Origin of the sequence: Acinetobacter sp. MD2 (assembly GCF_035615575.1) — a bacterium.
In the GTDB taxonomy this organism is placed as follows: Bacteria; Pseudomonadota; Gammaproteobacteria; order Pseudomonadales; family Moraxellaceae; genus Acinetobacter.
Genome location: NZ_VTDK01000003.1, coordinates 232,195 through 244,179 on the forward strand (window position 1 = coordinate 232,195; position 11,985 = coordinate 244,179).

The window sequence follows — 11,985 nt, forward strand, 5'->3', positions numbered from 1 at the left end:
CCATGAACAGATATTTTTTTGGTATTTTGCTCGCAATGGTGATTTTTCCGAACCAAACCGTCAATGCAATGCCAAGCTGTGGTATTAGCAGTGTCAGTCTGAATCAACTTTATTTAAAATATAATAATGGCAACGCTACGGCTACAGCGTTAGAAATACAGTGTGCTCAAAAATATAATATTATTTTTGATGCAAAGAATTTAAATAATATAAATGGCGCTAGTCGTCTGATCGATCGTCAAGGTCATCAAATTCATACTAAAATGACGATTGACGGTGCAACAAGAAATCTTTGGAGAACACCAATTTCACCAATCAATTATGAAAAACAAAAGTTTATTGTCCGTGTCATGCTGAATGAACGCCCAAATGCCTTCCAAGCTGCGGGCGAATATGAAGATCAACTGCGTGTCTCGATTGTTTTTTAAATTAAATCAGGTCAGTTAAATTGCACTTTAATTGATCAAAATAATATCTCGACATCCAACGTTAGAAAAAGTTTATGTAATATCGGCATGATAATTTAAACGCGTAAAGCCCAACTTTACTTATTCTGTAATTGCCTTAAACCTTTCTCAAGTAAATCAAAAAAGGCTTGATCGGTACATTGTGCAATATTAAAACGCATAAATTTTTGGGCAGTTTGAGTATGGCTAAAATTAGTACCTGCCGCCAAAATCACGCGATCTTGTTTGCATATCCGCACTAAATCTTCGGCAATAATCCCTTCAGGTAACTGACACCACAAAAACATTCCTGCTTTAGGAATCGTCCACACTACAATGTCCAAAGCTTCTAAACGTGCAACCACAAAACGCCGTGTTTCATTCAACCGCTGATGCACACTATCCATGTGTCGCCGATACTGCGCATTTTTTAAGGTGTGATAGACCAATAAACTATTTAGTTGATTACAGCTAAAACTGGTCGCAATCTTTACTTTCACCAATAAATCAATATATTCCGATTTTGCCGCAATATAGCCACAGCGAAAAGCCGCAGACAAAGACTTAGAAAAACTACTGACTTGAATCACGCGTTCAAAATTAGACAATGCTGCATAGCGTGGCGCAGGGATACTTTCAAAATCGGCATAAACATCGTCTTCAACAATCAGCATATTGCCCTGCTCTGCCATTTTCAAAACTTGATACGCCACGGCAATATTTAAGCTTGCACCTGTTGGATTATGTGGGCCAGAATTGGTGATATATAACTTTGGTGACGCTTGCATCGCTTCTAAAAAAGCAGGTAAGTCGGGGCCATTTGGAGTCAATGGAATCGCAATGACCCGTACTTGCAACAACTCTAACAAAGTGAAAAAGTTAAAATAACAAGGGTCATCGACTAGCACCACATCACCCGGCTTTAACCATGTTCGACAAATTAAATCGAGCGCATGTGTGCCATTTTCGGTCAACAAAATCTGATCGGGATGTAGATTAACCCCATAATATTGAATACGTTGACTAATTAAATCACGTAAAGGCTCAAATCCAAGCACAGGACTATAACTTAATAAATCTTCAGGCTTGGCTTGCAAAGCAACCCGCAACGACTTCCGTACCAAACTTTCAGGCATCCAACTTGCAGGTAACCAACCACAACCGGGCGTATATTTAGCATCGTGGGCAATTAAGGCTTGATGTGCAACCCAAAATGGATGTGTTGCCATTTCAGCTTGGGTTTTGGGCAAGTCAATTCCCATATCATCTTTTTGATTTAAAACAAAATACCCCGAGCCACGACGCACTTCAATTTGATGATCGGCAATTAAACGCTCATAGGCTTCTAATACAGTAGAAACTGAAACGCCCAAACTTTGCGCCAATTTACGTAAAGAAGGCAATTTACTACCAACCAATAACTGACGTGTTGCAATACGGGTCAGAATATCATCCATGACCTGCTGAATCTTTGTTGCTTGATATGCCTTGACCATAACAGTTGATCTTTTGTGACCCAAACAGTTTCATTGCATTCTAGTCTGCTGTTACTACTTTTGCCAGTTCAGGCATGGCATAAAGATGAATCACTTTTTATCGGATGACTGTGGTGTTTATTGCACAAAGCCTTCTTGAACAACATTTTTTATGGGGTGTGCTACTGCTGTGTTTTGCTGCACTGATTGCAGGCTATATTGATGCAGTTGCAGGTGGTGCAGGCTTACTGCTTATTCCTGCCATGATGATGGCAGGTGTGCCGACGCAAGTCGCATTAGGACAAGAAAAATTGGTCAGTATGGTCGGAACTTTAGCCGCCATTCGCAATTTCATGCGTAGCCGCGCCATTATTTGGCAAGTCGTACCACTTGGCGTAGTTATGGCACTGATTGGGGCATATTTAGGTGCAAAATGTATTTTAATTTTACCCAGCACCATCATGACCCTTTTAGTCATTTGCTTATTACCGATTGGTTTAATCATCACACTCTGTAAAAGCCGTTTACTCAGCCAAAGTAATGACCGAGTGAATGGTGAGTTTGCAAGCTCTAAATTGCTGCTCAGCCTTGTGTGTGTAAGCGTTGGTTTTTACGATGGTTTTTTTGGCCCAGGTACTGGTAGCTTATTTATTATTGCCCTGTTTTTAATTAATAAATTTACCCTATTAAACGCCTCAGCAACGGCAAAAATATTTAATTTCTGTTCTAACTTTGGCGCACTCATTGCATTTGTGATGGCAGGTAAATTATTGTTTTTAATTAGCCTACCCATGATTGCCGCCAATATTATTGGCAACCATTTTGGTAGCCAACACACCATTACAAGTAATGGTCGTATTGTACAGAAGGTGTTAATTATGAGTGTTGGATTGCTCATGATGAGTCTGATTTTTCATGTCTTATAAATCAAAAGGAACCGCTATGTTGGCTTTGGTTACAGGTGCATCTTCAGGATTTGGCTATGCGATTAGCCAAGCATTGATTCAACAAGGTTATCGTGTGATTGGTGCCGCACGGCGCTTAGATAAATTACAGCAGATGCAAGCAGAACTTGGTACAGCATTTTTCCCGCTATGCTTAGATGTCACAGCATCACATCAACAATTAGCAACAGCCTTAAACACACTGCCGCCTGAATTTAGCTTAAGTCATGTTTCAGTGTTGGTGAACAATGCAGGGCTTGCTTTAGGGCTTGATGCTGCCGACACAGCCAATTTGGACGAATGGCAAACCATGCTCGACACCAATATTAAAGGGCTAATGAACATGAGCCGTTTGGTCTTGCCACATATGGTCGAAAAGAAAACTGGCATCATCATTAATTTAGGTTCAATCGCAGGTACTTATCCGTATCCAGGTGGGAATGTATATGGTGCAACCAAAGCCTTTGTGGCACAGTTTAGTTTAAATTTGCGTGCAGATTTGGCGGGCACAGGCGTGCGTGTCACCAATATTGAGCCGGGGCTTTGTGGCGGTACTGAATTTTCAGTGGTGCGTTTTCATGGCAATGCCGACAAAGCACAGCAGTTATATCAAAACACTGCACCTTTGTTACCTGAGGACATTGCCAATACGGTGGCGTGGATTGTGTCACAACCTGCGCATGTCAATATTAATCGAATTGAATTGATGCCAACGTCACAGTCGTTTAACCCATTAAAAGTGACGCCAACAGCATCTCACTAATATCACACTTTCCATGTCTTTCTAAGCAAATGAGGTGAGCACCACCTTATTTGCTTTGTGTTCTTAAAACAAAAAACCTCACTTTTACAGCTAAAATGTCGCCAAAGTTGTGGTGTAAATAAGGTTTCATATTCCTCCCTAAAACATCATGCATATGTCAATTTCATGATAAAAAGATGACAATTTAAATACCGTTAGCACCCAAATACATCAACAAAATTAGATTAAAACCAGAAACAATTCACATATAAGCCCTATTTTTTATTAGACAGTGTCATCGGACTGTCATATTAAAGTTTCAGTATTTAGCCACTTTCATTTAACTACATCAGCAATCGCATGAATCATCAGGCCTCGGCTGTTTCAACTTCTGCACCCATTCCCCAATATACTCCGATCAAAAATAGCACTAATGTCCATGCACCAAGCCCAACATGGTTCAAATATATTTTTACAACTATTGTTCTTGGCGCATTGATATATATTGGTATGCAACTCAAATTTGACTTATCACACGTACCACCACTGAGTGCATTTTCATTTATGATGCTTGGGCTTGCATTGGTCATTGCCCTAAGTTTTGAATTTGTAAATGGTTTTCACGACACAGCCAATGCAGTTGCGACCGTCATTTATACCAACGCTATGCCTGCACCAGTTGCGGTGATGTGGTCAGGCTTTTTTAATTTTTTAGGGGTACTGACTGCTAGTGGTGCTGTCGCTTACGGCATTATTGCCTTACTTCCTGTCGAGCTGATTTTACATGTGAACAGCGGTGCAGGCTTTGCTATGGTATTTGCCCTGCTCATTGCTGCAATTATTTGGAATTTGGGTACATGGTTCTTTGGCATACCCGCATCTAGTTCACATAGTATGATCGGTTCTATTTTAGGTGTAGGACTGATGAATCAGTTACTCCATTCGGCAGGCAATGGTGTAAGTGGAATTGACTTAGAACAAGTGATGAAAGTGGCGAAAGCGTTATTTTTCTCACCTTTAATTGGCTTTGGTTTAGCTGCGGTTGCCTTTATTTTATTGAAATTGGTGCTTAAAAAACGTAACAGCGAAGTCTTTGAAGCACCTAAAGGCACTGCACCACCTTCATTTTTAGTCCGTACTTTACTCATCTTAACCTGTACCGGTGTTAGCTTCGCGCATGGCTCTAACGATGGGCAAAAAGGTATGGGCTTAATTATGCTCATTTTAATTGGCATTATCCCATTGGCTTATTCACTCAATAAAACCATGGATGCCAATCAAGTCGAATCTTTCGCGGCATTATCAGAAAAATCAGCGCATATTTTGACGATTCATCCTGATACAATGCCAGAGTCAAAAGCCCGTACGGTACTGACACAATTCATTCAAAACCATCAAAATACGCCAGAGGTGATTCCTGCGGTTGCAGCATTGTCGAATCATATTGGTGAAGCAGTGGCAAGTTATGGCAGCATTGCTAAAGTCCCAGAACAAGCCAGCATTAACTTACGTAATGACATGTATTTAAGCAGTACCAGCTTGAAACAACTCGACAAAGGTCATCATTTAGACCAATTCAATGCAGCACAAAAAGCGACTATTTCAGACTACCGTGGCAACCTCGATCAAGCAACCCAATATATTCCAACATGGGTTAAAGTTGCCGTTGCTTTGGCGCTTGGCTTAGGAACAATGGTGGGTTGGAAACGGATTGTTGTGACTGTGGGCGAACGCATTGGTAAAACCCATTTAACCTATGGTCAAGGCATGTCTGCCGAATTAGTAGCCATGGGAACTATTATTGCCGCAGATAAATTTGGCTTACCTGTTAGCACTACGCATGTTTTAAACAGCGCCGTTGCAGGGACTATGACAGCCAACAAATCAGGCTTACAATGGTCAACCGTGAAAAGTATTTTAATGGCTTGGGTCTTAACCTTGCCTTGTGCTATGCTGATTTCGGCGAGTCTATATTGGTTGTTCTTAAAATTTGTTTAACCGTTATTGATGTATTAAGGGATCATTTCGATCCCTTTTTTTATGCGTCATCTAACACATCTATAAATTTCGCTTCTAAAATTTGCGCCAAATCTTGCGGTTTTAAGCCAATATCTAAGCCACGTTTCCCACCACTGACATATATTTTTGCCAATGCTTCTGCACTGGCATCGACCACGGTTTTTAACCGCTTTTTTTGCCCAAGTGGGCTAATACCACCCACCAAGTAACCCGTTAAACGTTCGGCATTTTTTGGGTCGGCCATGTGCAATTTTTTACAGCCAAATGCAGTGGCAACTTTCTTTAAATTTAAGTGATGCTGCACTGGTAAAATCGCAACATAGTGCTGTTTATCATCGGTTACCAGTAAGGTTTTAAACACCTCATGCACCGCTAAATTGAGCTTCTCTGCGGCTTCTAAGCCAAAGCTTTTGGCTTGTGGATCATGCTCATATTCATGCACGCTAAACTCAATTTTTTTAGCTTTTAATAATCGACATGCAGGAGTCATTTACGTTTCCCTTTTACAATTTTTTAAATAATAAAATATTTGTGGTGATACAAGGATAATATTCTACGCTAAGATAAAAATGTGATTCATTTTAAACCATTTTCATTTAAACCAGATGGAACCTGTTGTATATTGCCTAATCACTTCTTTTTATTGAACTATAAAAAGAAATAAATCGAACAAAGACAAGAAGTCATTGTTTTAATTTGGATCTACATAACACGGATGGACACAATTTAATATCTTCACAAAAAAGCCCAAGGATGACTAAAAAAAGACTGATTTTCGAGACAAATCCGAGTAAAATTCGGCTTTTATTTTTCTCCAGAAAGGCACCGCCTCAATTCAAATTATGATGTTTTTCAAGGAATTTTTATGATCGCGCTAGATATACAACATGTTCGCATGAATCAACATGCTGTAGATAAAGCACAGGCGTTGCAATGTCTAGTGAATATTTTGGTTGAAGATCAACTGGTCACACCTGAATATCTACAAGGTTTAACCGCTCGTGAACAGCAAAGTGCTACCTATTTAGGTCAAGGAATTGCGATTCCACATGGTACGCCTCAATCTCGCCAATACATTTTAAAAACAGGTGTGCGTTTGGCGCATTTCCCTGAAGGTGTGGTCTGGGATGGAGAAAATAAAATTTATTTGGCTGTGGTGATTGCCGCTAAGTCAGATGAACATTTACAAGTGTTACAGATTTTAACCCGTGCTTTAATTGACGATGTTTCAGAACAAGTCAAAAATGCCCAATCTGCCGAACAAATTATTGAGTTATTACATGCACAGCCGCCGTCACTTGCGCTACATGAAAACTTAATTGCCACCCAAGTTGCAGCAGAAGACGTTGAAGACTTAATCTGGCACGGCACACAATTGCTTAAACAACAAAAATTGGTTGAATGCGGTTTCTTATCAGCATTAAATCCAAAACAGATGATTCACTTAGGTGAAGGCATTTGGTCAATCACCGCCAATCAACATGTATTAAGCCCTGCGGTAAGCATTATTAAATCGGAACAACCAATTCGCCATCAAGATAAAGAATTGAGCAGCTTACTTTGCGTTGCCAGCAACGATCAGTTAGACATGCCACAGTTCAATCGTCTAATGGATATTTTGTTCGATCCTGCACAGCTCAGTAAAATTCACCACGAACAAAACAGCCACCAAATTGCACAGCTGATTGGTGCTGAGGTGATTCCTGACTGGCCAGCGCGCAAAATTATTTTAGCCAATGCCCATGGCTTACATGCCCGACCTGCAACTCAATTGGTGAATATCACTAAAAATTTCCAAGGTGAAATTCAAGTTGCCGCCGATGATGGTGCATTTGTTTCGGCAAAAAGCTTAACTAAATTATTGTCAATTGGTTGTCGCCGTGGTCAAACGCTCACGTTTATTGCTGAACCAGAAACCGATGCAGTTGCAGGCTTAGATGCTGTGATTGAAGCGGTTAAAGCAGGTTTAGGCGAAGAAGTTGAACCGATTGATGAGTTTGCAGCACCGATTACACAAGCCCCTGAAGTGCTGACCTTTGAACAGCCAAATGACGGCAGCAAAGGAATTGCAGCATCAGCAGGTTTAGCTTTTGGCCCTGCACACGTGATTAAACCACGTCAATTCCAGTACGACCGTTTTGGTCATAGCTTAAAACAAGAAACTGAACGCCTTGACATTGCCATTCGCCAAGTCAAAAACAGCATTCGTCAATTTATTGCCCAAACCCCGTCTAGTGCGATTAAGCAAATTTTCTTGGCACATTTAGAAATGCTGGACGACCCAGATTTAATCCAAAATGTAAAACGAGGCTTAAAGCAAAACTTATCTGCGGCTGCGGCATGGCATGACTATATTGAAGCTGCGGCTAAAGCCCAAGAAGCCTTAAAAGATCGCTTACTTGCCGAACGTGCTGCCGATTTACGTGACATTGGAGAACGTGTTCTAGCAGTATTATGTGATGCACCTGAAATTTCTGAGCCTGAACAGCCGTACATTTTAATCATGCACGATGTCGGCCCAAGCGATGTCGCACGTTTAAATAAAGACCGTGTTGCAGGAATTCTAACAGCAGTAGGCGGTGCAAGTGCGCATAGTGCTATTGTGGCACGTGCTTTAGGTATTCCTGCGGTGGTCGGTGCAGGTGCAGATGTCCTCAAAATTGACAACAACACTACTGTATTGATTAACGGCGACAATGGCGAATTTGTGATTGAGCCTGAACAAAGCTTAATTGACCACGCGATTGCTGAACGGGCTAGACAACAACAATTACGCATAGAAGCTGAACAACATTGTTTAGATGCTGCGGTCACGCTCGATCAGCATCACGTTGAAATTGCAGCCAATATTGGTAAAGTCCAATCTACAGCGCAAGCGGTAAAATACGGTGCCGAAGCGATTGGTTTATTGCGTACCGAATTGGTGTTTATGTCGCATAACAGCGCACCGAGTGAAGCAGCTCAAGAAGCTGATTACCGTGTCGTCTTAGATGCTTTAGCTGGTCGTCCACTGGTGGTACGTACCTTAGACGTGGGTGGCGACAAACCATTGCCTTACTTACCACTTGCACATGAAGAAAACCCATTCCTTGGCGTGCGTGGTATTCGCCTAACTTTACGTAAACCTGAATTGTTACGCCAACAATTGGCTGCTTTATTAAAAGCTGCCGATAATCGCCCACTCCGAATTATGTTCCCAATGATTGGACGTGTCGAAGAATGGCGTGCAGCAAAGGCCATTTTAGACGAAGTTCGTGCTGAATATCCTTGCGACAACTTACAAGTTGGGGTAATGATTGAAGTCCCTGCTGCGGCATTATTAGCACCAATTTTAGCCCAAGAAGTTGACTTCTTTAGTATTGGAACCAATGACTTAACCCAATACACCATGGCAATTGACCGTGGTCATCCACTGCTTTCTGCCGAAGCTGATGGCTTGCATCCAAGTGTATTATTACTCATTGATCAAGCGGTACGTTCAGCACATCAATACGGCAAATGGGTCGGTGTTTGTGGTGAGTTGGCAGCAGACCCTAAAGCAGTACCTGTATTACTTGGCTTGGGTGTCGATGAACTGAGTATGTCGAGCGCGAGTATTCCATTGGTGAAAGCACAAATTCGTACCTTAAATTATGCCCATTGCCAACAATTGGCCCAACACGCCTTACGCTGTGAAAGCGCAATGGCTGTACGCGATTTGGTGGAATAAGTCATGGCGAAAATTTTAACCATTACCCTTAACCCTGCCATTGATATTACCGTGCAGTTAGACAACTTACGTGTCGGCGAAGTCAATCGCCAGCAAACTGCACAAAGTCATGCTGCGGGTAAAGGCTTAAATGTGGCTCAAGTCCTCAAAGACTTAGGTCACGAGCTGATTGTGAGTGGCTTTTTAGGTCAAGATAACCGTCAAGTGTTCGAACAACATTTTCAAACCCAACAATTTGACAATCAATTTGTTTATGTTGCAGGTGAAACCCGTCAAAACATTAAAATTGCTGAACAATCTGGTCGCATGACTGACATTAACGGCAAAGGTTTTTGGGTCGATGCAGCAGCAAAACAGCAGTTAAACACCCAACTCACCCAGTTACTCGACCAAGTCGAAGTGATTGTCGTTGCAGGCAGCTTGCCGCAAGGCTTTAGTGCACAAGAATTGCAACAATTGATTGAATGGTTACAACAACAAGGTAAGAAAGTTGCGGTTGACACCAGTGGTGCAGCTTTAGAGGCGGCCATTGCAGCGAATCCGTGGTTGATTAAACCCAATACCGATGAGCTTACCGAAACCTATCACTGTGCTGCCGACACTGTTGAACAGCAACAACAATTGTTTAAAGATTTACCCAATATGCAGATTGAACATATTGTGGTATCGATGGGTGAACATGGCGTGAACTGGTTGCATCCACAGCATCCTTTACATGCTTCTGCGCCACGCGTCACTGTACAAAGCACCGTTGGGGCGGGCGACTCATTGGTTGCAGGTATGATTCATGGTTTGGTCAACCAAACTAGTGCTGAAGAAACGCTCACTACTGCCACCGCCATTGCGAGCCATGCCGTCACTCAAATTGGCTTCCATGTACCCAATTTAGACGTAATTGATGCTTTGAAGCAACAAATCGTCATCAATTCATTGAGTTAATATGATGTCAGAGAACCAGAACATTTTATTTGTCCCACATCACCCTGAACAAGCTGTCAATGCATTGATTTTGGCGAGAAAGCTAACACAAGCTGCGTCTGTTTTGGGTTATAACGCGACACTTGCTGCATCGGCTGATGCAGTTGAAAATACCAATGCCAACTTGGTGATTGTAGTTGGGCAAGCCCTTGCAAGCCTTAAACTGAGCGATCAGCAAAAAGTTGCAGTGATTGGACTTGAACAGGCCAATGACGACATTGAGCACACCCTTCAACATGCTTTAAGCCAAGCGCAAGATGCAACAATCGCAGCAGCAAGCAGTACGGCAACACGTTTTGTGGCGATTACCGCGTGCCCAACGGGCGTGGCGCATACCTTTATGGCAGCCGAAGCCTTACAACAAGGCGCTGCCAAACTTGGTTATCAGATTGATGTTGAAACCCAAGGTTCAGTTGGGGCAAAAAATATTTTATCTGCCGAGGCTATTGCCGCAGCTGATATTGTCATTTTAGCCACCGATATTGAAGTCAATACTGACCGTTTTATTGGTAAGCGAGTATATCGTTGTGGTACAGGCTTTGCTTTAAAACAAACCGAGAAAGCCTTTGCAGCGGCAATGACCGATGCCAAAGTGTTGGATTCAGGCAAACAAAGTGCCTCAGCTGATACTAGCGAAAAGAAAGAAAAATCAGGCATCTATAAACATCTACTTACAGGTGTATCCTTTATGCTGCCAATGGTGGTGGCAGGTGGCTTGCTCATCGCTTTATCTTTCTGTTTTGGTATTGAAGCCTTTAAAGAAGCAGGTACTTTGGCTGCTGCACTCAAGCAAGTCGGTGATGCTGCCTTCTTACTGATGGTTCCAATGTTGTCAGGCTATATTGCTTACTCCATTGCCGATCGTCCCGGCTTAGCACCGGGCTTAATTGGTGGTGTACTGGCAAGCCAATTACAAGCAGGTTTCTTAGGTGGAATTATCTCTGGCTTTTTAGCGGGCTATTTGGCCTTATTTATTGCCAAAAGATTAAAACTTCCAACCAGTTTAGAAGCACTTAAACCCATTTTAATTATTCCATTATTGGGTAGTTTAATCATTGGTTTACTGATGATTTATGTGGTTGGTCAGCCTGTTGCCCATATTTTTGAGATGATGCAACACTTCTTAAATCAAATGGGTACAACCAATGCAATTTTGATGGGTATGATCCTTGGTGGCATGATGTGTGTCGATTTAGGTGGCCCAATCAACAAAGCTGCTTATGCCTTTACTGTTGGACTATTAACCACACATACCTATTTGCCAATGGCCATTACTATGGCCGCAGGCATGGTTCCGCCAATTGGTATGGCAATCGCAACCCTACTGGCTAAGGCTAAATTTGAGCAAACTGAACGTGATGCAGGTAAAGCTGCTTTTGTTCTAGGTTTATGCTTTATTTCAGAAGGTGCTATTCCTTTTGCCGCCAAAGATCCAATTCGTGTAATTCCATGTACGATTGCAGGCGGCGCATTGACAGGTGCATTGGTCGCATTATTCCAATGTGAATTAATGGCACCACATGGTGGTATCTTTGTCTTGTTAATTCCAGGTGCAATTCACCCTGCTGGACTCTATTTACTCGCAATCGCGATTGGTAGTGTCGTTACAGGCGTAGCGTATGCACTCATTAAACAAAAAATGATACAACCTGAAAAAGCAGTTACCGTTTAA

General features: G+C 42.0%; 8 protein-coding genes and 2 pseudogenes. 8 read left to right on the forward strand and 2 right to left on the reverse strand.

Annotated features, from left to right (window positions below; all coding sequences use genetic code 11):
* Positions 1-2 precede the first annotated feature (2 nt).
* A complete protein-coding gene (locus tag FXN70_RS06140; RefSeq protein ID WP_324646588.1) occupies positions 3-428 on the forward strand; it encodes a hypothetical protein in 426 nt (141 codons plus the stop codon).
* A gap of 116 nt (positions 429-544) precedes the next feature.
* Here the strand turns inward: FXN70_RS06140 and FXN70_RS06145 are convergent, their stop codons facing one another.
* Positions 545-1,942 carry a PLP-dependent aminotransferase family protein gene (locus FXN70_RS06145; protein ID WP_324646589.1) on the reverse strand — a complete coding sequence of 466 codons (1,398 nt, stop codon included), beginning with the start codon at positions 1,940-1,942 and terminating at the stop codon, positions 545-547.
* 113 nt (positions 1,943-2,055) lie between these two features.
* Between FXN70_RS06145 and FXN70_RS06150 the strand changes: the two genes are divergently transcribed.
* The 3 genes from FXN70_RS06150 to FXN70_RS06160 all read left to right on the forward strand — a co-directional run bounded on the left by FXN70_RS06150 (position 2,056) and on the right by FXN70_RS06160 (position 5,605).
* Positions 2,056-2,847: a TSUP family transporter gene (locus FXN70_RS06150; protein WP_324646590.1), complete on the forward strand. Its 792-nt coding sequence runs from the start codon at positions 2,056-2,058 to the stop codon at positions 2,845-2,847.
* A gap of 16 nt (positions 2,848-2,863) precedes the next feature.
* Positions 2,864-3,628 carry an SDR family NAD(P)-dependent oxidoreductase gene (locus FXN70_RS06155; RefSeq protein ID WP_324646679.1) on the forward strand — a complete coding sequence of 255 codons (765 nt, stop codon included), beginning with the start codon at positions 2,864-2,866 and terminating at the stop codon, positions 3,626-3,628.
* Positions 3,629-3,967: 339 nt separating this feature from the next.
* A complete protein-coding gene (locus tag FXN70_RS06160; protein ID WP_324646591.1) occupies positions 3,968-5,605 on the forward strand; it encodes an inorganic phosphate transporter in 1,638 nt (545 codons plus the stop codon).
* A 40-nt stretch (positions 5,606-5,645) separates the two neighbouring features.
* Here the strand turns inward: FXN70_RS06160 and ybaK are convergent, their stop codons facing one another.
* Entirely contained in the window at positions 5,646-6,116 is a 471-nt protein-coding gene (ybaK, locus tag FXN70_RS06165; protein ID WP_324646592.1) for a Cys-tRNA(Pro) deacylase, read from the reverse strand.
* 375 nt (positions 6,117-6,491) lie between these two features.
* On the opposite strand from ybaK, the pseudogene fruB reads away from it, so the two are divergent.
* From fruB to FXN70_RS06180, 4 genes and pseudogenes are all read left to right on the forward strand, one after another.
* A pseudogene (gene fruB, locus FXN70_RS11975) lies at positions 6,492-7,619 on the forward strand (fused PTS fructose transporter subunit IIA/HPr protein); the annotation flags it as partial.
* A gap of 42 nt (positions 7,620-7,661) precedes the next feature.
* Positions 7,662-9,335: pseudogene (ptsP, locus tag FXN70_RS11980) on the forward strand (phosphoenolpyruvate--protein phosphotransferase); the annotation flags it as partial.
* A gap of 3 nt (positions 9,336-9,338) precedes the next feature.
* A complete protein-coding gene (gene pfkB / locus FXN70_RS06175) occupies positions 9,339-10,274 on the forward strand; it encodes a 1-phosphofructokinase (RefSeq protein ID WP_324646594.1) in 936 nt (311 codons plus the stop codon).
* Positions 10,275-10,278: 4 nt separating this feature from the next.
* Positions 10,279-11,985: a fructose-specific PTS transporter subunit EIIC gene (locus FXN70_RS06180; RefSeq protein WP_324646680.1), complete on the forward strand. Its 1,707-nt coding sequence runs from the start codon at positions 10,279-10,281 to the stop codon at positions 11,983-11,985.